Annotated in this window: 21 protein-coding genes; 12 read left to right on the top strand and 9 right to left on the bottom strand. The window is 54.9% G+C overall.

The window, feature by feature from the left end; genetic code table 11:
* The first annotated feature begins 187 nt into the window (after positions 1-187).
* From ACYVDM_RS13715 to ACYVDM_RS13695, 5 genes are all read left to right on the top strand, one after another.
* On the top strand, positions 188-1,240 hold the full coding sequence (locus ACYVDM_RS13715) for a serine hydrolase domain-containing protein (protein WP_415793509.1): 1,053 nt from the start codon (positions 188-190) through the stop codon (positions 1,238-1,240).
* A gap of 493 nt (positions 1,241-1,733) precedes the next feature.
* Complete coding sequence (locus ACYVDM_RS13710) at positions 1,734-2,462, top strand: hypothetical protein (protein WP_415784896.1); 729 nt, start codon at positions 1,734-1,736, stop codon at positions 2,460-2,462.
* A 184-nt stretch (positions 2,463-2,646) separates the two neighbouring features.
* Complete coding sequence (locus ACYVDM_RS13705; protein WP_415784898.1) at positions 2,647-3,501, top strand: hypothetical protein; 855 nt, start codon at positions 2,647-2,649, stop codon at positions 3,499-3,501.
* 102 nt (positions 3,502-3,603) lie between these two features.
* A complete protein-coding gene (locus ACYVDM_RS13700; RefSeq protein ID WP_415784900.1) occupies positions 3,604-4,206 on the top strand; it encodes a hypothetical protein in 603 nt (200 codons plus the stop codon).
* Between the two features lie 349 nt (positions 4,207-4,555).
* Positions 4,556-5,446, top strand: a complete 891-nt coding sequence (locus tag ACYVDM_RS13695; protein WP_415784902.1) for a phage exclusion protein Lit family protein — start codon at positions 4,556-4,558, stop codon at positions 5,444-5,446.
* A gap of 150 nt (positions 5,447-5,596) precedes the next feature.
* Here ACYVDM_RS13695 and ACYVDM_RS13690 read toward each other — a convergent pair whose 3' ends face one another.
* Positions 5,597-6,748 (bottom strand): hypothetical protein, encoded by a 1,152-nt coding sequence (locus ACYVDM_RS13690; RefSeq protein ID WP_415784904.1) that lies wholly within the window; start codon positions 6,746-6,748, stop codon positions 5,597-5,599.
* A 168-nt stretch (positions 6,749-6,916) separates the two neighbouring features.
* Here ACYVDM_RS13690 and ACYVDM_RS13685 point away from each other — a divergent pair, with 168 nt between their 5' ends.
* Together ACYVDM_RS13685 and ACYVDM_RS13680 are read left to right on the top strand one after the other, a co-directional pair.
* A complete protein-coding gene (locus tag ACYVDM_RS13685; protein WP_415784906.1) occupies positions 6,917-7,678 on the top strand; it encodes a hypothetical protein in 762 nt (253 codons plus the stop codon).
* A gap of 271 nt (positions 7,679-7,949) precedes the next feature.
* Positions 7,950-8,693 carry an SDR family NAD(P)-dependent oxidoreductase gene (locus ACYVDM_RS13680; protein ID WP_415784908.1) on the top strand — a complete coding sequence of 248 codons (744 nt, stop codon included), beginning with the start codon at positions 7,950-7,952 and terminating at the stop codon, positions 8,691-8,693.
* A gap of 191 nt (positions 8,694-8,884) precedes the next feature.
* Here ACYVDM_RS13680 and ACYVDM_RS13675 read toward each other — a convergent pair whose 3' ends face one another.
* The 5 genes from ACYVDM_RS13675 to ACYVDM_RS13655 form a co-directional block, all read right to left on the bottom strand.
* Positions 8,885-9,529, bottom strand: a complete 645-nt coding sequence (locus ACYVDM_RS13675) for an HD domain-containing protein (RefSeq protein ID WP_415784910.1) — start codon at positions 9,527-9,529, stop codon at positions 8,885-8,887.
* A 222-nt stretch (positions 9,530-9,751) separates the two neighbouring features.
* Positions 9,752-10,192: a DMT family transporter gene (locus tag ACYVDM_RS13670; protein ID WP_415784912.1), complete on the bottom strand. Its 441-nt coding sequence runs from the start codon at positions 10,190-10,192 to the stop codon at positions 9,752-9,754.
* A 2-nt stretch (positions 10,193-10,194) separates the two neighbouring features.
* Positions 10,195-11,139, bottom strand: a complete 945-nt coding sequence (locus ACYVDM_RS13665; protein WP_415784914.1) for an alpha/beta fold hydrolase — start codon at positions 11,137-11,139, stop codon at positions 10,195-10,197.
* A gap of 47 nt (positions 11,140-11,186) precedes the next feature.
* Positions 11,187-11,819, bottom strand: a complete 633-nt coding sequence (locus tag ACYVDM_RS13660) for a TetR/AcrR family transcriptional regulator (RefSeq protein WP_415784916.1) — start codon at positions 11,817-11,819, stop codon at positions 11,187-11,189.
* Between the two features lie 216 nt (positions 11,820-12,035).
* Entirely contained in the window at positions 12,036-12,839 is an 804-nt protein-coding gene (locus ACYVDM_RS13655; RefSeq protein WP_415784918.1) for a helix-turn-helix transcriptional regulator, read from the bottom strand.
* A 105-nt stretch (positions 12,840-12,944) separates the two neighbouring features.
* On the opposite strand from ACYVDM_RS13655, the gene ACYVDM_RS13650 reads away from it, so the two are divergent.
* Positions 12,945-14,507 (top strand): MFS transporter, encoded by a 1,563-nt coding sequence (locus ACYVDM_RS13650; RefSeq protein ID WP_415784920.1) that lies wholly within the window; start codon positions 12,945-12,947, stop codon positions 14,505-14,507.
* Between the two features lie 24 nt (positions 14,508-14,531).
* On the opposite strand, the gene ACYVDM_RS13645 is transcribed toward ACYVDM_RS13650, so the two are convergent.
* Complete coding sequence (locus ACYVDM_RS13645; protein WP_415784922.1) at positions 14,532-15,734, bottom strand: RNA-guided endonuclease InsQ/TnpB family protein; 1,203 nt, start codon at positions 15,732-15,734, stop codon at positions 14,532-14,534.
* Between the two features lie 137 nt (positions 15,735-15,871).
* Here ACYVDM_RS13645 and ACYVDM_RS13640 point away from each other — a divergent pair, with 137 nt between their 5' ends.
* Positions 15,872-16,378, top strand: a complete 507-nt coding sequence (locus ACYVDM_RS13640) for a GNAT family N-acetyltransferase (RefSeq protein WP_415784924.1) — start codon at positions 15,872-15,874, stop codon at positions 16,376-16,378.
* Positions 16,379-16,402: 24 nt separating this feature from the next.
* Here ACYVDM_RS13640 and ACYVDM_RS13635 read toward each other — a convergent pair whose 3' ends face one another.
* Entirely contained in the window at positions 16,403-16,768 is a 366-nt protein-coding gene (locus ACYVDM_RS13635; RefSeq protein WP_415784926.1) for a DoxX family protein, read from the bottom strand.
* 16 nt (positions 16,769-16,784) lie between these two features.
* Positions 16,785-17,657 (bottom strand): NmrA family NAD(P)-binding protein, encoded by an 873-nt coding sequence (locus ACYVDM_RS13630; RefSeq protein WP_415784928.1) that lies wholly within the window; start codon positions 17,655-17,657, stop codon positions 16,785-16,787.
* A 311-nt stretch (positions 17,658-17,968) separates the two neighbouring features.
* Between ACYVDM_RS13630 and ACYVDM_RS13625 the strand changes: the two genes are divergently transcribed.
* The 3 genes from ACYVDM_RS13625 to ACYVDM_RS13615 all read left to right on the top strand — a co-directional run bounded on the left by ACYVDM_RS13625 (position 17,969) and on the right by ACYVDM_RS13615 (position 20,070).
* Positions 17,969-18,436, top strand: coding sequence for a winged helix-turn-helix transcriptional regulator (locus tag ACYVDM_RS13625; protein WP_415784930.1), 468 nt, complete (start codon positions 17,969-17,971; stop codon positions 18,434-18,436).
* Between the two features lie 150 nt (positions 18,437-18,586).
* Complete coding sequence (locus tag ACYVDM_RS13620) at positions 18,587-19,381, top strand: amino acid ABC transporter substrate-binding protein (protein ID WP_415784932.1); 795 nt, start codon at positions 18,587-18,589, stop codon at positions 19,379-19,381.
* 35 nt (positions 19,382-19,416) lie between these two features.
* A complete protein-coding gene (locus tag ACYVDM_RS13615) occupies positions 19,417-20,070 on the top strand; it encodes an amino acid ABC transporter permease (RefSeq protein WP_415784934.1) in 654 nt (217 codons plus the stop codon).
* Positions 20,071-20,090 lie beyond the last annotated feature (20 nt).

Here is a 20,090-nt window from a genome sequence, read left to right as displayed (position 1 = left end):
TTATGAGGGAATACCCAAAAGAAGCCTTGTTAGCCCGGAACGTTACGGGTTATCGATGATAGGGAAAATCTGCGTAGCCGTTGCCGGTCTATAGTGTGTTGCGTATGATTTAGTTGAAACGCTATTTTGGTATACCAATCGCGATGGGCGAGCACGCCGGTCGCCCGCCTTTACAAAGAGGGGTTCCATGCAAGACGCATTGATGCAGCAAGCCATCCAGTTTGCACAAGAACACGAGAGCAACTGGGACCGCTCGGTCGATGGTGTATGGGGCGTGCATCAGGGGGACCCCCCGCCATGGAATCGTCTGCTTGGGCCAGTGCACGATCGCGGTCCGAATACGGGTCTGGTGGTGGTCGATGGCAAGACGGTGGCGTCGTGGGGGGAGCCGCAGCGTGCGGATCTGACGTTTAGTGTGGCCAAGATGTATCTGGCGCTGGTGGCAGGTGTGGCGCATGACCGCGGCCTGTTGCCGGATGTCGATGAGCCCGTGCGCGCGCGGGTGCCGGGTATTGGTTTTGATGAGGGCAATAACGCGCAGATTACGTGGCGTCATCTGCTGCAGCAAACGAGTGAATGGGAGGGCGAGCGCTTTGGCGTGCCGGACCAGGTGGATCGCTATCGCGCGGTGACGTTCGGTGCGCCCCCGGGGGGCAAGAAGGGCGATGCGCGACCGCTGCAAAAGCCGGGGACGTATTGGGAATATAACGACGTACGGATTAATCAGTTGTCGTACGCGTTGCTGCATCTGTTTCGCAAGCCGCTGCCGGAGATTTTTCGCGAGGCGATCATGGGTCCGCTTGGTGCTAGCGACTCGTGGAATTGGGTGTCTTATGACAATGCTTGGGTCGAGATCGATGGCGAGTTGATGCCGTCGGTGCCGGGCGGTTCGCATTGGGGCGGAGGTATGTCGATCAGCAGCGAGGATCAGGCGCTGGTGGGTCAAATGCTGCTGAATAACGGACAGGCAGCGGATGGTCGGCAGGTGATTTCGAAGGAATGGCTAAAGGCAATGCGCACGCCTAGTGAGTTGGCGGCTTACTACGGTTATCTGATTTGGCTGAATGATGGCCAGCGTATGTTTCCCAGCGTGCCGGCGTCGAGTTTCTTTGGCGTGGGGGCAGGGAGCTCGTTTACGTGGGTGGAACCTGAGCGTCGTATGGTGGTGATTGTGCGCTGGTTGGATTCGGCGCATGCGGATGCGTTATTTGGGAAGATCTTGGCTGCTGTTGACGGGTGAGTGCTGTTGCAGCGGTGATTTTTTCTTGCTGAGAGGGTTGGCTGTTTAGGCGTTCGTGTCGGGGGCTTCAGGGGCTTGGCGGGGCGGGCCTAATCGAAACGGCTCGGCCCAACCAGGGGCCTCGGCTCCGCTGCGCGGAGCTGCCCGTTTCTCAAAAGGCCCGCCCCGCCAAGCCCCTGAAGCCCCCGACACGAACTCGCAGCGGTGGCATGCCTTTTAGCTGTGGGTTTTGATTTTATTTTGCTGATATACCCTCTGGTGAGTCGGAGGGTTTTTTCATCTTGGGGTTCGGTCGGGTTGTGTTGTTCAGTGTGGTTTGCTCATTATGTCGGTTTTAGCGAGCAGCCGCCTCGGGCTGCAATCGGCCAAATCGGACTTTAGATGGATGGCCCTAGATCGGTAACAATAGGGCGCAGTTGCAAAGCATTGTGGCGAACTCCTCACCTACTGCCGGAAGGCGAGTAATCAGCATCTTCGCAATATCGAGGAATCAGTGGAAAAACGAACCGCCGTTTCGATAGCCGTGTTTAGTGTCATATCCATTGGATTCTTTGCGGTCGGCGTCCATGTCGGCCTTAACGCGGAACAATGGGCTGCGTGGATACAGGCGATAGGAAGTATTGGCGCAATTTTGGCTGCGGTTGGCGTCGTTCAATATCAGCGCCAAAATGAAATCCGACGTGCCGCAGAAAGAGAGCGCCTCTCCTTTCAACGGAAAATGTATGCCATGAGAGCTCTATTCATGGAGATAGCTCAGCGCTGTCACACTGTCGCAGGAAAGGTATATGGCGATCACATTACTTGGGAACTAGAAAAAACCCATTTGCAAGAGGCACGGGCGATGCTGACTGCATTGCCAGTTTTCGATATACCGGACTCCGGCCTCGTCATGAGGATCATGACCATCGTCACCGGATTGCGGACAGCAGAGGCCATGGCAGAAGCAATGAAAACACCTAGGTCAAAATCGGTTCGAGATCACATCGCATCAATCTTGCTGACCCCACACGATCAGTGCTTAGAAGCGATCGTCGAAGTGACTAACCAGCTGGCGAGATGTAGTACAGAGAAAGAGCTTGAATTGGCTTGGCAGTCGTTCGAACGATTTAAAGACAATATGCAGCTAGCAAAAAAAGTGATGGCATCGCAACAGCAGAAATCTAAGAGTGAACCTTCAGATTCAGTTATCAAGGAGCCGTCAGATAAACAGAACGTCTCTTGAGGGTCGAATTCAGACAGTCGCGAAAGACTGCTTTCGACCCAAAGCTGACGATGGGGGCTAGTTCTCAAAATAGTCAATGATTTGCCGCCGCTTGCGCCTTGACAGAACCACGCCGTTAGAGAATCTAACCCCCGCCTCCTTTCGGGTTATAGTGCGTTCCGTTACTTAAAGTTTCATATTCCATATGGCGAAGGCACCGAGGGGCGAAAAGCGAAAGATCGAAGTTGCTGCGTCACTTTGGATTGATCTGCTAGGTTATGGCTCCATTCTCGAAGCGGCACAGTGGGATCCGACTTCCGAGCGGTCCGAAGCCGCGCTTGCGCGTATTGTGGAGTTCCAGCGCCTGATCACGAAACACTCCAACAGGCACTTTCCGACGTTCGTCATGAATGATGGAGCGATAGTCTTTCGGGATATGTCGCCGCGGAGTAGTGGAGTCACGTTCGACTTTCTTAAGCGCGCTATTGCCCTGCATCGTGAAGTCAACGATGTTGATCGTTCGGCGGGGTATCCCGGAGCTCGCGCAGTTCTAGCCGTTGGCTTCCGTGTTCGACGTAACATCAGCTTCGCGTCGCGCCTGCAAAGTGGTGAGGGCAAAAGAATCAAAGAGAAGCTTGCTGATGGCTCGATGGACTCCGAGCAAGCAATTAACCACGCGCTTAAGGTGCGGCATCATGCGGATTCAACTCCCGAACTCCAACATAATTACGCTATGACTAAAGCCTATCTGGCGGATTCTGGGGGGGCGAAGAAAGGCTTCAAGGGCCCAAACCTTTTCCTCGATCTGACTATGTTCCAAGACAAACTGCCGAACTGGATCACATTCACAGCGCAGACGAAATGGGCTGAGCGCGGGATGTCGGGAACATTCGGCACGTTCGAGTCGCTAGACACAGTGACCGCAAACCAAGAGGGGTTTTCGGGGATGCGCGATGCATTTGAGATTGCAGAAGCGCTATCACCAAATCCCGACATTGTTAAGCTCATCCGAATGACCCGAGTCGGCGACCTTCGAAAGAGGCATGCCGATAAGATTTAAAAAGTCGATCGGGGACGTCATAGCGCTCTGCTTGTCTAGCTTTAGGCGTAGCTCACTTTGATATTAGGCCTACATCACACACTGTCGGTAAAGTGGAGAATCATGGATTGGCTCACGTTCGTCAGCAAGGTAGTCGACTCTTTAGCATGGCCAGTAGCGGGTGTTCTCCTTGGCCTCATCTTCCGTAAGAAGCTACTTCACCTTATCCCATTGCTACGCAAGGTGAAAGCCGGTCCATTGGAAGCGGAATTTGAGATAGCAACAAAGCATGTGCTCGAAAGTACGGTTGATCTGGCCCCTAAGCAATCCACCCCAGAGATCCCTCAAACTGGAGCCAAACCAAGCGTTGAGGACCCAGCGGCGAAGTGGCTTACGGCAAGATCTGAGCCAACAGCAACGATCATCGAAGGTTGGTCAACACTGGATGGAGAACTGCACAAGCTTGGGCGGCAGACTGGACTTGTGGTCGATCCACTCGAGAGTCAACAAAAGGTCTATAACTCAATCCTGAGTTCGGACGTGCTTCCAGTCAGAACCAGGCAACTGATACAGAGTCTTCGACAGCTGCGAAATCAAGTGGCGCATGCCAACGTCATCCCCACCCCTGAATCCGCACAGGATTATCTGCTATCCGTCGAGCGTGTAGTCGAGCTCATACGCAACTATCGGAAGAATCTGCCTGGCTACACGGCCGATGTTCGCTAAGCCAAGCAGAAACTTGATGAGGTTCAATGTCAAATCGCGAAACCCGGCACAGCTCAAACGTTGATGGCTCTGCCTTCACTCGACCTCACTGGCTGTTGCTGGCGGGAAGCCGGTGCTGATGAAGGCGAGCTATCGACCCATAGCTGTCATTTCCAATGGCCTGTGCCGCGCGATTCGGTCAGAGGATCATCGAGCGCACTCACCTTAGCTCCCGCTTGCGAGATAATCATGAACGTAATGACCAGCCCCCTATCTGCCTTAAGTTAAATTGGCGCCAGCATAAAATTCCGGGAGCTTTGTTTTAAATCGATAAAGAGCTGCATCTTTCAATAACTTTCTTATCACACGCATGACTAAGCCAGTATATTCTCCCATTGCTCTTCTCGACGACGCCATCGCTAGCGCCGCATTCGCAATTGCACCGGAAAAGGCTACGGAGTTGGCAAACGATCCACGGGTCGCGGAATTTGGCCTAGTTCTATCTGCGGATTCCGGATGCACCATTAGAGTTGATATAGACACCAAAGAGGCAACTCTTCCTGTTTTTGCGATGGAATATCTCTGGTGTTTTTCATTTCTAGTTTTGGCGCTTGTTGAGGAATATCAGGGCGCCCAGTCAGGTGGGAAAGAAACGATTGACTTGCGCACTTCTCCGCAAGTATCTCAGGCGGTAGATATGTTGAATTGGTCGCATGCCCGGATGCGCCAGGGCGGCGGCTCTCCATGGCCTGAGGAATTTCCGAAGCCAGAGAAAAATCCTGCTCAGTCCGACATAGCGTACTCAGTTAACCAGATTTTTTTGTCCGCGATTGCCTGGATTATTCATCATGAAATTGCTCACATCCGCCTGGGACATGGGATCGAAACTACCTATTCCGTTCAAGAGGAGACAGCGGCGGACGACGAGGCAACAAAGAGGATATTTTCCGAAAATCTAAATGACGACGTTCTTTTGAAGCGGCAATTAGGCATGGCGGTGGCGCTGCTCTCCCTACAGTTCTTGGAAGAACCGCAAGGAAAAGATAGCAGAGTAGAGTCACACCCGCCCTCTGTGGACCGGCTATTTCGATGCTTTGATATAGCGGGCGTGGCCCAAGATGGTTTTATCTGCGCGTTGACGACCGTAGCACTTCAGTTTCAGTTGGCTAATTTGGATATCAAGACGCCATTAGACGGAAATTCTTGGAGCAACATAATGGCCGATGCCTTGATTTCGTTCACGACTGCCGGTCGAGATTGACATGCTGGCGGGCACGGATTTACGGAATCTTTCTTTCGAAATTTCTGAGAGTCTACGTCTGCTCATGGCCGAAAGGTGATACTGGATAGATGGTGGCATTCGACCCGTTGTGGCCGGTCGAGCCCCTCTCCCCCCGAATGAATAACTGGCTTAAAGCGTCAACGGATCAACGATGCGCTGCTCTATCAGCTCCTGCGATCCGAAGCAGATGAGATCTTCGCGCTGATTAGAGGGAAGATTCAATTTGGGTGCGTAAAAAGATGAGGGCAAGCAGTTTCTCAGTTCGATCGTGAATAGCTGGTTGCAGTACGCCGCAAGTGTGCCGCCTCCGTGAAAAAGAGGAAACGGGCCAAACCGTACGCTGAATAGCACTAAATTCGCAGCTACCGCTTGTAGACAGTTCCACAAAGTCGCGTCGGCGAAATTTGATCGCCGGTCATGTTTGGTTTTGTTGTATGCGTCGTACCACGGTAGAGACTTTGTCGGCGCCGTTGCTGACCAACTATCGAACGGGCATATCGCTGCTACGGCTGCATATCGTGGCAGCGAAATTTGGTATTCGGTAAGATGAAGCGGTCCCAACAGTTTCACGTAATCATTCGTTCTGAAATCCCCTCGTGCGGGCGTTGCAACATTTGCAATCCGCAGATATTCCATCCATGCGTTTTCCACTTCTGTGCATGCAAGGATCAGAAGTTCTCGAGCTTTATGACTATGTGTTTGTAGCGTGCTCGACGAGGGTTCAACGAAGTGGAGCAATTCATCCAGTCGTTGAATCAGCAGCAAAAGGGCCTGCTCTGCCACGCGAAGATCGTATACGGTTGCCGACAGACCCTGCAAGATTTCATCAGAGTAGTACAAACCTGGTCGCCAAACGCCGTGGACCGTGTGACCGACGTCACAATGTATTGGCTCAACGTCAATCGCACCAAAAGTTCTATCTATCCATTCGCCGAGAGTACCTGACTTGGCCTGAGTGACGGTAAGGCCGGTCGATACTACCCACAAGCCTTTATCCTTGCCGAAGAAATGGACGAAATGCGTGTCAGTTTCATATGCGATTCCTCGAGGCTCCTTGTGATGAAAGGGAACCCAGCCGGGAATTGTATGTTTAGTGATGCGATAGGTAAGCGCCTGCATGTCGTCCCTCAGGTTCAAGGAGTGGGCATCGTAACGACTAAGGTAATCCACGTCATATTCTGGCCATAGGGACAGCGTCCGTTTCTGGCTGGAAGCCGTCGGTGCTGGAAGATCGTTTCCGACCCATTGCCGCCATCCAGATGCAAGCCCTAAAGCAGTCATTCAGTCTAGCTACAAGCCGATTTCACAAACATGCGTACTCATTGCGCATAAGCCTGCTCGGAGGGTGGGCTATAGTGCTTAAACGAATTCGCTCACAGGCCTAATCAGCGGCCGCCTCCGGCGCAATACCGCCCCGCGCCGCCAACATTAGGCTTGATACTCAGATATATGAACTCGACACTCACGGAAGCATGCAGCAATTACCGCGCTTACATGGAGCGTATACTCCACCCAGTAGCCTCCGAATTCTTGAGCAAAATAAACAATAACTCTATTACTTTGCACGATGCCTTTGGAGTAAACCTATTTGTCGCCCATGCCGTTGACTATATACATGCAATCCGAAAAGCCGATGGCTTAAATGAAGGGCGCGCTGCCTTCGTAAAAGAGTTCGACCAACACTTTGGAGTAGCTGGAGCCCGCTTTCGCGACAGGAAGTTTGAACTTATTGACGCCATTAATAACTCGCTCAAGCATGTGCAACTCGACGAGAAGAGATACAAGAACATAGTCGATCAATACGGTTCAATTTCATTCAAATGCCTTGCTCCAGAAGATGGGCGGGTACTTTGTTTCCTTGATGGATATAGATTCGACTATGCTCGGTCGATCCTCCGTCCGGCAATTCGTGCACTTTCAGGATGGAATTTCGATGATAACTCCGAGGTCCTGGATTTTGCGCGCGGAAACATTCACATCGCGCATGACGAAAGTATGCCCTCTTATGATTACTGGGAGGATCCTATCGACCAGATGATTGAATACTGTAATCCGAATTGCGACGATTGTGAGGAGCCTGAGGGTACCTGCATGTGTGCCACCTACGTTTTTGACGGCAAGCAAGGGTCGTTCGAACCGCGCTTTGATTCAACGTTTAACTTTGATCACGTAATGTCCCGCATTTCTGGCGCATATAAAGCAGGTAGGTAGGTGCTGCGCTCATTAGCGGCAAGACGAATGATGGATGATTTCACACTAACTGGATGGTTAAGGTGAAGCTAAGATCCCTCGCTTTCGTCTCCGGCGCAGCTTACCTTTTGCATTGAGTGTCTGCGTCTTGATTACGCCAACGACGGTTTTTGGCCGCAAGCCGCCTTTGGTGATTGACGGCTCCCGGCCAAAAACGGCCATCAAGTTAAACTGCCAAATTGTGTCCTACGCCTACGATGAATAGCCCTTTACTCTTGATATCGATACGTCTATGAAGTCCTCATGTCCTGTTGCTCTCGTCACCGGTTCTACTTCAGGTATCGGTGCCGCCATCGCTCGACGGCTATCAAACGAGGGATTCGCTATCATCTTGCATTCGCGCAGCTCAGTCGATGCTGGACATGCGTTGGCCAGAGAGTTAACCACGGCCGCTTATGTGCAAGCCGACCTGGCTAATGAGGCGGACCGGCAGAGGCTCGTCCGCGAAGCAATTGCCATGTGGGGACGGCTCGACGTGTTGGTCAATAACGCTGGCGTCAGTCGCGTAATCCCGCATGCTGATATGTTGGCAGCCACGCCAGCTGCGTGGCAGGAACTGCATGAAGTAAATGTCGTTGCCCCATTTCGTTTGGTGGCGCATGCGGAATCTGCGCTCCGTGATGCTGCTGCGCGAGGAAAGCCTGGTTGCGTCATTAATGTTAGTTCGCATGCTGGCGTCAGACCAAAGGGCGCGTCCATTCCTTACGCGGCGACCAAGGCTGCGTTAAACCATGTGACCCGGTTACTTGCTCTTTCGCTTGCCCCGCATATCCGAGTGAACGCTGTCGCACCAGGCCTGGTCGATACGCCTATGACAGCGGACTGGACGCAGGCACAGCAAATTTGGAAAGAACAGGCGCCCATGCGTCGGGCGGCTAGCCCAGAAGACATTGGGCAGGCTGTTGCAATGCTGGTCGCCTCAGACTACCTGACGGGCGAGATCCTACTGTCGGATGGTGGCTTAAACCTCACATAGCCAACGCGTATCAATCGGCCAGCTGTTTTATTGATCGTCCGCTTCGGGTCGTGATCGCCTGCGAGCTGTTATCTCACTACTCCGCACCACCAAACCCCTACAGCATATTCTTAATCGACGTTACATAGCGCCGAGAAGTCGTCGCAATTTACGGAGAGATTGCGCGGTATTGAGACCGCTATCGCAGCGGATTAAATTTCGTCTGTGAATTCGTCCAGAAATCGCTGCAACCGGTCATGCCGAATCTTGGCCATACGTGCGCCAGTCGCCGTTTGGAAATTCGTCGCTAGTTTTAAAAGCTTCGTTCGGAAGTGATCGATCGCGTATCGCGTGTCATCAAGGGGCCGCTCCGATGCGTGTGGATCGGCCGGGTTATACAAAGCACTGCCCATCCGGCCGGCGACGTAAAAGCATCGCGCCACTCCTAACATTCCGATCGCGTCGAGTCGATCAGCATCTTGTAGCGTTTTTGCCTCCAATGTCGTCGGTACGAGATCGGCGGAAAAACTATGCGTCTTCACCGCATGCGCCACTGCCTGAATCTTGGTTTGCGGCCAATCGAGGGTGGTCAGTATTTCAGTAGCCTTTTCGGCTGATAGTTGCGATGCATGCGCGCGCAATGGTGAATTTTTCTCTACCGATACGCAGTCGTGGAGTATCGTTGCAGCAAACAACACTTCGGCATCTCCGCCTTCCTCTGCATGTATAGCCGCCGCGTTCTTCCAGACACGTTGTAGATGTGAGATGTCATGGGATCCGTCGCCACTAGGCTCGTTCGAATGAGCCAGCAAGGTCTTGGCCAAATCCTGAAATGGTACGAAGGCAACTGTCGTCACTGATGGATTCCGTTAAAAAGCGAGGTTTTGATTATCACCCAGGATTGATTTGGAAAAATCCGGCAATAGGGACTTCGAAACGCCTGTACTGCCTAAAGCAACTTGAGCAGACTCATTTCTAAGCGTTCAAACCGAGTTGTTCAACACAATAACTAGGCACGCATGTGCAAGCACATGCGTGGGAGGGCTATGCAGAGATTTCCCAACGGACTTGGCGGAATTTTAAACACTCATTAACACTGCTCCGGCAAGAAGCAGACCCGCTGCCGTCGTCCGCTGAAAGCTGAAGGGTTGTACTGCCATCTCAAACCAGCCAAGTCGATCCAATGCCATAGCGGCGATCACCTGCCCGGCCATGACCAACGCAATCATGTTGGCAGCGCCTATGCGCGGAGCGACGGCAGTGGTCGCAGACAGCACGACAGCTCCGCACAGCCCTCCGGTCCAGGCCCACCAAGGAAGACCGGTCATTTGCGATAGTCTTGGCCATGTTTTGCCGGACGCGAGCGCGACGCATGCGAGTATCGCTGCCACCAGCAATGCAGAGAGAGCTGCCGCCCAGAGAGGGCCTCCTATTGCGCGTCCTAAGCGAGCATTGACGAGCGCCTGTAAGGGAAGCATTACTCCGGCAGTCATAGCGAGGAGAAAGAAGAACCAAGACATCGCTATTTCCCTTGCTGCTTGCCGAAAAAATCCACCAGCAGCTCGGATACGTGATTTGAAGCTTCTTCTGGAAGGAAATGTCCGGCGTTCAAGATCACGTCACCTTGCACATCTTCCGCCAAAGACTGCAATGCATCTACGATACGATCCCCGACTCCTCGCTCTGCGCCTACAGCCAGCACTGGAATGTCGAGTCGCTTCTCAGCGCGAAGGCGGTTTGCGGCAATTCCTGTGGGTGAAAGTGCTGACTGGTAGTAACCAGTCACCGCTCGCAATGCACCGGGAGCCGCAAGCTGACGCGCGTAGATCGCGATGTCTTCGGCTGTAATTGTCCAGGGCTGAAGTGCTTTCGCGCGAAACAGCCAAGTGAGAAAAACCTCTTCGCGGCCGGCTATTAGTAACTGAGGAAGTTCGTCGAGTTGGTTGAAAGAAAAATGCCAACTGCGCAGGTTTGCCTCCTCGGCAGGCAGATCACTGCGCGGGGTTGAAAGTCCGGGTATTAGAGCGTCAAACATTGCGACGCGACGAATGTCCGAGCGCCAGTCAGCGGCCCATGCATAGGCGATCCAGCTGCCCACGTCGTGTCCGACGACGTCGATTGGTCCGTTCTCGAACAGCCCAATCTTCGCTGCAAAATGGTGCAGTTCAGTGGAGACTGTGGCCATATCGTAACTACCCACTGGCGCGTCACTTTCCCCCATACCCCGAGGATCGACTGCAATGACCCTATAACCTGCGTCAGCCAACTGGGGCATCACGTAGCGCCATGCATACCAGCTCTGTGGCCAGCCCGGAATCAGCAGAACGGGGGGGCCTTCGCCTCCCTCTAAGTAGTGAAGGTTAACGTCACCAACCCGAGTACTCGCATGGCGAAATCGTTGCCAGAAATCGGTACGCATCATGAAATCTGCACCGACATGCTCAGGTTGTCTTGAATGAACACTCATAACTGCTCCTTAAATGGAATTGAACGTTTCCTAATTGGTGAAATTTTTTAGAGCAGCCGCATTAACTCGGCAACCATTCCAACCATAGTGCTGGTTTCTGATCCGGTTTTCCCTAGTATCCGCATACCTTGTTGAAGTGTCAGGAGGAGCTTCGCCATGTTGGCGGCATTGACCTTCGTACGAATGGAACCGTCCATCTGTCCTTCTTCGATGAGACGCAGGAGCTGTTCTTCTTGCCTAGCCTGCTGTGCAGCGATCAGATCGGAAATCTCGTTGTCGGCCAGAGAAAGTTCAACCGCACTCTCGATGACTAAGCATCCCGTACGACCAGTACCCTCACTACTCAGTAGGGCATACTGAGTGAGTAAAGTTTCGATTTTTTTCTTGCCGGAACGCTCGCTCGCTAAGCAAGCAGCAATCGCCTCGCTGCGCTGTGTCATGTAGCGATCAAGCGCTGCTAGAAAAAGCCCTCGCTTGTCGCCCCATGCCTTGTAGATGCTGCCCGACGTCAACCCTAGGCATGCATTCAGGTCCGAGATAGAGGTGCCGTGGTACCCATACTCGCTAAAGCGAGTGATTGCTTTGTTCAGGGCTGCATCCGTATCAAACTCGCGAGGCCGACCAGGGCCGACAGGAACTTCCGTTTTTTGATTCATATCATCATTATAGGAAACAATCATTTCCTAATCAAGCGGCAGCAAATAACTAAGCATCCTTCTGCTCGAAGGGGCCACGAGGGTAACAATACAGAAAAGAGCGCCGCAGCTCTGAAAGCGTTCGCCAGATTTTCAGGCGTTTTGGGTCAACGGCTTCCATGCTTTACCTCTCCAACGTGAACCTGGTCAGCGCTGTGAGTGCGTCTCGCACACGCACGCGTTGGTCCGGGTTCAGGATATTCAGTGACTTGCCTGTTCGACGAAGTACACCACCATCCTGAGATGCCGGTGTTCATCGACCACCAGTGTTTCATGATGGAAATCCTGGCGGCCCTTATCGGCAGTCATGACAGATCCGATTCCGCGCCGAGCTTGCTCACTATCCGGTGTCTGCCACCAGCGCCGAAAGTCGGCCGACAGCTCCTTTAAGTTTTCGACCAATGCCAGCATGGACGGATCGTTCGGCGCCACGGCGAAGTCATAACGGAACTGCGCCAGCAATTTCGGCGCATCGTCTCGCCAGGCAGGAAGGCGCCGTCGCATGTCGGGGTCGGCAAACACCATGCGCAAGATGTTGCGTATCTGCGGTTCTCGTGCTGTTAACTCGAACAAATCATCGGCCGCCGCATTCCAGGCAATGACATCCCATCGCAAATTGAGCACATAGGCGGGCCTTGTGACCAGATCATCCATCAACTGTTGGACGAGTGGCTTGACCGATACCAAGTGATGGGCCTCCGGTGGCGGTGGCCGCTGGTGAGCCAGAAGAAACAAGTGACTGCATTCGGCGTCATCGAGCTTGAGCGCATGGGCCACACTTAGCAGGAATTTCTCCGACACCTGAATGTCCCGTCCCTGCTCGAACCACGTGTACCAGGTGAGTCCCACGCCAGCCAGTGCAGCGACTTCTTCTCTTCTCAGGCCCGGCGTTCGACGCGATCCGTGAGAGGGCAGGCCGACATCGGCTGGCGTCAGTTTTTTGCGGTGCCGAGTCAGAAACTCTGATAACTCGTTCTTGGTGCGGCTGAGGCTTCGCGCTATCACGGCTATTGCCATTAGTAATAGGATAAACACTTAAATTGTAATGTGATGATATTGCCTCAACAATGTGCCTTCCGCAACCAACCCGAGCGAACCGGGAGGCGACCTTTGACAACACTTGACGATTTATCCCCTATTACCGAAGGGCTTCAGACGCATGGTGCTGCGGGCGAGAGACGCGCAGGTGCTCGCGAATGGATCGCGCTGGCACTGCTTGCGCTGCCGACGATTCTGCTCGGGCTTGATCTGACGCTGTTGCACTTGGTGTTGCCAGCGCTGGCCGTCGATCTGCGCCCGACGAGTGCGCAGACACTCTGGATCGTCGATGCCTATGGCTTCATGATTGCCGGCCTTCTCATCACGATGGGAACGCTGGGGGATCGCATTGGGCGGCGCAAGTTGCTCATGATTGGCGCGGCCGCTTTTGGGGTGGCCTCCGTGATGGCGGCCTATTCGACTAGTGCCGCCATGCTGATTGCCGCGCGTGCCGTGCTGGGTGTGGCGGGCGCGACGCTGATGCCATCGACGCTGGCGCTGATCAGCAACATGTTTGTTCATCCTCATCAACGCGCGTTGGCCATTGGGGTGTGGGCGACGATGTTTGCGCTGGGCATGGCGGCTGGTCCCGTGGTGGGGGGCATCTTGCTTGAACATTACGGGTGGGGGGCTGCATTTCTCGTGGCACTGCCGGTCGTCGCGCTGTTGCTGATGGCTGCGCCGTTTCTCCTGCCAGAGTACCGTGCTCCGCAACAAGGGCGATTGGATTTGCCCAGTGTCGCGCTGTCGCTGCTGGCCTTGCTGCCGATCATTTACGGCATCAAGCAGTCCGCAAAGGATGGGATAGGGGCGGGTGCCACGTTGGTGATCTTGGGTGGGCTAGCGTTCTTGATGCTGTTCATCCGGCGGCAACGCCGATTGAGCAGTCCTTTGGTCGACCTCAGTCTGTTCTGTTGCCGGGCATTCAGTGTTGCCCTAGTGGTGCTTTTGGTGGGTCTGATCGGTGTTGGCGGAACGATGCTGCTGGTGACCCAGTACCTGCAACTGGTAGCGGGCTTGTCACCGTTGGCGGCGGGGTTGTGGATGGGTCCCCCGGCACTCGCCATGCTGGTGGCAGGTATTACTGCGCCATTGCTTGCGAGACGAATCCGACCCGGCTATGTGATCGCAGGAGCACTGGGGCTATCTGTAGTGGGCTATCTGATGTTGACTCAACTCGGTCACGCGCGTCACGGCATCGCACTGGTAACGGCATCGTTTTCTCTGGTGTATCTCGGTTTGGGCACGATTGCCGCGCTGGGAACAGATTTGGTGGTGGGGGCCGCACCGGCCGAAAAAGCGGGATCGGCCTCGGCCATGTCGGAGACGGTACAGGAGCTTGGATTGGCTGTAGGCATTGCCACGTTGGGCAGCCTGACAAGCGCCATCTATCGCATCAAGATGGCTGGTCAAGTCCATATCCCGATGGCACAGGACGTTCAACGTGCGGTATTGGACAGTCTGGCCGGTGCCATATCGGTGTCGCAGGAACTGCCTGCCGGTGTGTTGGAGCAGGCGCAAGCCGCTTTCATGACGGGACTCAACGCGGCGGCGCTAACCAGTGCCATCGGCGTTGCTATCCTGGCTGGGGTAGCAGCGGTCACATTGCGGTATATCGGCGTTGGGGGAGCGTAGTATGGAGGTCCGCACAGAGGAGTGTTATTGACTGCTCCCTTGCCTGAAGGCAAGGGATTCCCACTTCACAGAACCGAGCCGTTGCGCATCAACACTCATGCACTCAGGTCTTACCGTTTCTCCATGGGCTAACACCGCCAGCCCGGCGGCTAATACGTTATGGGCTGCGTTGAGGTCACGGTCGTGGTCTGTGCGGCATCCCGGGCAGGACCAACGTCGCACGCTCAACGGCAACTTGGCCAAGACATGCCCGCAATGGCTGCAACGCTTGGTGGAGGGATACCAGCGATCCACGCGCACGACGTCTCGTCCAACCCAACGCGCTTTGTATTCAAGCTGTCTCACGAACTCCGCCCACCCGGCATCGCCGATGGATTTAGCAAGGCAGCGGTTTTTCCGCATGGCTGACACAGACAAGCTTTCTACGGCGATCACTTGGTTTTCGTGGATCAACCGGGTGGAGAGCTGGTGCAGGAAATCCCTGCGGGTGTCTGCGATCTTGGCATGCAGTTTGGCCACTTTCAGCTTGGCCTTGGCACGGCGAGCCGAGCCGCGTTGTTTCCTGGCCAAGCGGCGTTGGAGCTTGGCCAACTTGGCTTCATGTTGTCGAAAGACCTGTGGCGCATCGACTTTTTCTCCTGTTGAGAGGGTTGCAAAATGAGACAGCCCCAGATCAATCCCGACACCAGTCGACGCGGGCGTTTTCTGCACCACAACGTCGTCACACAGCAGGCTGACGAAGTATCGTCCTGCGGGGTCTTTGCTGACGGTGACGGTGGTGACCTTCGCAGCCTTGGGAATTTGACGGGACCAACGAATCGGGAGCGCCTCGCGCATCTTCGCCAATTTGAGCGACCGGCCATCCCAGCGAAAGGCACTGGCGGTGTATTCGGCCGATTGCGGGCCGTCTTTGCGTTTGAATCGCGCGTATCCCGTGCGTTTCGCGAAGAAATTAACGAACGCCGTTTGCAAATGGCGCAGCGTTTGTTGCAGAGGAACACTACTGACCTCGTTCAACCAGGCATAGTCCGGCGTCTTTTTCAGCGCCGTCAGTGCAGCCGAGGTCGCGCGATATCCCAGACGCTCTTGCCGCTGGGCCCAGGCCGTCGAACGAAGATTAAGCATGTGGTTATAGACCATACGCACACAACCAAACGTGCGAGCCAGCGTCATCGCTTGCTCGGGCGTGGGATAGAACCGGAATCGGTAGGCACGTTTGGTTTGCATGCCCGAGATGTTATCGACGCCAAACCTAATAACTGGGTATTTACCCAGCTATCGACTCATATCAGACCAATCCTGCAGCCTGACGGCTGCCCCCCTTTCCTCCCCGGCAGGAATGCCGAGGTTTCTCCGAGCAAGTGATGAATCCCAAAATCAGAAACGAGAGATCCACTGATATAGATGCCATCGACGCAGTGACAACGGCTGCGTTTCTCACTGCGCGCCATACGGCTCATACCGAACAGTTCATCGTCAAGGCACTGCGCAAGACTGGCAAGTTGACGATATCGTTAGTCGCAGAGCTTGGCGCGGATGTGGTCGGTCATGTGGCGATATCGCCAGTGACTATTTCCGGCGCATTTTTGGGCTGGTATGGCCTTGGCCCCATTTCGGTAGTGCCGGCGCATCAAGGTCGAGGCATCGGCTCGCTTCTCGTCCTCGACGCCCTACGTGCGTTGCGTGAACGCCAAGCAGGCGGCTGCGTCGTTCTCGGCGAGCCTGCCTATTACGGTCGCTTTGGCTTTCGAACTGAGCCGGGTCTCGTCCTGCCGGATGTGCCACCAGAATACTTTCAAGCGCTTGCTTTCGCTGAAGTCATGCCGTCTGGTGTGGTCTCGTACGACGAATCGTTCAATGCGCGTACCTAGTGACACGACAAGCAGATCCTTGCGTTAGCTTGGTTCGGTTGGCGCCATCCGTTTGCGCCAACTTATCCAGACGACCACAAGTGACAATGTCGCTACGACCAGTGGTGGCACAGTGTGCCCGTATTCGCCGTGGATGATGACGGTCGCGAGGGCGGCCAGCATGACAAGGCAGCCGAGCGCCGAGCCTAACAGGCGGCTCGACGCCCGAAAAAGCAGAATGGCCGCAGTGAGTTCCAGCGATCCAGTCACGAAATGGAACCAGCCCGGATAACCCCATTTCAGATATTCCTCGTAGATGGGTTCCGGGGCGAAAATGTTGCTCAGTGAGCCCACGACGAAGAACGCCGCAAGAGCTAAGGGTAAGGCTTGGCGCCAAGAAATTTTAGACATGTGTCGACCCGTGGACCTACGCCGTAGCGGCCTGCTGGGCCGCCGAGAAGACATCGCGAGCGGAGGTCGCGCCTCGGACATGCTCCGTACCCGCGACCCCGAGGTCCATACAGCCCGAGTTGACGGCGTCATACATCGCTTCTGCCGGGCCTGTTTGGCCCTTCGGAATGCCGAATTGCTCAAACGCGGCCGACCAGTCGGCCCGTGGGATAGGAAGAGCTTTGACGTCGACCTTCAAGACTTCACCCCATTGGGCCGCTATTTCATCGGCGCTGACCATCGAACCGAGTTCGATGATCCGATGCTTCAACCATCCCGGCCCGGTCAGAAGTGCTGCAATCTCGGCACCGATATCATTGGTCGCGACCATGGTCGATTTCCGATCTGTCGGGTTGTAGTAGACGGGGAGCGTACCGCCCTGGGCAACATGCAGGCCGTAGAGGAAGTTCTCGAAAAACGCACCGGCACGCACATAGGCGGTGGGCAATTTCAGATCGCGAAATCCTTGTTCCAGAAGCGACAGAGCCGTGATTATCCCCAGCCCGCTGGTTCTATTTGCACCCATTGATGAGAGCGCGACGACCCGCGGCGGTGCCGCCTGGGCAAGCGCATCGAGGTAGTTTGCAATGACAGCCTTGGCTTCTGTGTAGTCAGGCGAAGGCGCCCATACAGGCGGCAGCATGAAAAATGCACCTTCGACATGTTTAAGCGCCATCGCAATAGCTACCGGATCATTCCAGTCGCCGTCCACCAGTTGCACGCCTTCGTCGGCCCACTTTGCTGCTTTTTCACGATTCCGGACGAGCGCGCGCACTTCTTTGCCTTGTGCTAACAGGTGTTTTGCCGTTGCACCGCCAACTTTTCCCGTAATTCCCATAACTAAAAACATGAGGGTTCTCCTGATCTTTAGGATTTCGTACATAAAGGTCAACTAACAGGCAGGAATTCCTGCCGATATGCTTTAGTTGAAGTAAGTGACTCCAAGCCCCAGTCCCGCTCAATCGCCGGACGGTGAAGCCGCTCCAGACGTGGTCCATGTGTATGCCGGAGCCTGTGACGAGAGGGCAGACGGAAACAGAGGGGGACATGGAGACTTTATGAGTGGAAGACTTCGGCTTAGGGTAGGTCTACTATAGAGACCTCTGCCGAGTACCGTAAGGAGGCAGTTTTTAGTAACCAGCAAATTTCGAGGGGTTCCCTATGAGTAATGCCTTGAAGGCGATCGAAAGATTCAGCCAATATCCATTAGGCGAATCCCAATCCGTGCATTGCCCGGTTCGAGACGTGCTCGACCGTATCGGCGACAAATGGAGCATGCTCATCATCATGGCTCTCGCGATGCGACCACACCGCTTCAGCGAGCTTCACCGCGCTGTCCATGACATTTCCAAGCGCATGCTCACCCAGACTTTGCGCGATTTAGAGCGCGATGGGCTGGTCACCCGTCATGTCTTTCCGACCAAGCCGCCGAGCGTTGAATATCGATTGGCGCCGCTGGGCCAATCGCTGCTGGAACCGATGGCGAGCCTCATCGATTGGGCGGATCGTTGCTATGGCGATATCCATGCTGCACGCGCCCGCTTTGACGGCACGCCCGATGATGCCCCACGGCAGGTTTTCCCTGCTGGGTCGAAAGCGCTGCCTGACAGCACCAACCTGCCAGGGTGACCTGCTGAAACCTGCATACTGTTCATGGTCTACCAGCCGGGACTCATCGCCGCGGCTTGCCCCGGGTGCTGGCTTATAATCCTGGGTTCGGCTTTTGCTTGGCCATTTCTCCTTCCTTACTTCCTGGCGCTTTTTAGCGCGTGACTCATCATGAAAAAATTGACCGCCGCTCTCCTGGTCTGCACGACTTCGCTTCTTGTGGCTTGTGGCCAAAAAGATGAACCGGCCCCTCAGGCGGCGGCTCCTGCGCCAGTTGCGCAAAAAGTGATCGTCGGGCTGGACGATAATTTCCCGCCGATGGGTTTTCGGGATGACAAGAACGAGCTGGTCGGTTTTGACATCGACATGGCCCGCGAGGCGGCCAAGCGGATGGGTGTTGAGGTCGAATTCAAGCCGATCGACTGGAGCGCCAAGGAGGCCGAGTTGAACGGCAAGCGCGTGGATGCGCTGTGGAATGGCCTGACCATCACCGAAGAGCGCAAGAAGAACATCGCGTTTACCGCGCCTTATATGGCGAACCATCAGATCATTGTGGTGGCAAAGGACTCGCCTGTGCAGACCAAGGCGGATCTGGCCGACCGCGTGGTGGGCGCGCAAGACGGCAGCAGCGCGGTGGATGCGATCAAGAAGGACGACGCCGTGGCCTCCAGCCTGAAAGAGATCAAGCTGTTTGGCGATAACGTGACGGCGCTAATGGATTTGTCGACGGGCCGTCTGGATGCGGTGGTGGTGGACGAGGTGGTGGGCCGTTATCTGGCCAGCAAGCGCGAAGGGCAATACCGTGTGCTAGAGGAAAATTTTGGCACGGAAGACTACGGTGTGGGTCTGCGCAAGGAAGACACCGCCTTGTTGGCCAAGCTCGACGAAACGCTGAATGCGATGAAAAAGGACGGCTCGGCTGCCAAGATTGCGCAGCAATGGTTCGGCGCCGACATTATCAAATAAGCTTGCGCGTTCGAGAGGGCTGACGAGAGCACCGCATGGATTACATTTTCTCCCTGCTGGGGCCGATGGCGCAGGGCGCGAAAACGACCCTGACGCTGTTTGTCATTACGCTGGTGCTGGCCGTGCCCCTGGGGCTGGTGCTGGCGCTGGCGCGTATTTCGCATTGGCGCTGGTTGAGCCAGTTGGTCAATGGTTATATCTGGCTGATGCGCGGTACGCCGCTGATGCTGCAGATGCTGTTCATCTATTTTGCGTTGCCTTTTGTGCCGGTGGTCGGCGTGCGGTTGCCCGATTTTCCGGCGGCGATTGTGGCCTTTGCGCTGAATTATGCGGCGTATTTTGCCGAGATTTTCCGCGCGGGCATTCAATCGGTCGATCGTGGGCAGTACGAGGGCAGCAAGGTCCTGGGCATGACGTATTTGCAAACGCTGCGGCGCATCGTGCTGCCACAGATGGTGCAACGCGTGTTGCCGCCGATGAGCAACGAAACGATTACGCTGGTCAAGGACACGTCGCTGATTTACGTGTTGGCGCTGAATGATATTTTGCGCACGGCACGCGGGATTGTGCAGCGGGATTTCACGACGACGCCTTTTTTGGTGGCGGCGGCGTTTTATCTGTTGATGACGCTGTTGTTGACCTGGTTGTTCCAGACGATGGAAAAACGTTATGCCAAGTACGATCAGTAATCCGTCGACGGCAATGGATG

The organism is Bordetella tumulicola (assembly GCF_054779135.1).
The sequence above is the reverse complement of the archived record's forward strand: the minus strand, read 5'-3'. Positions and strand labels throughout refer to the sequence as shown.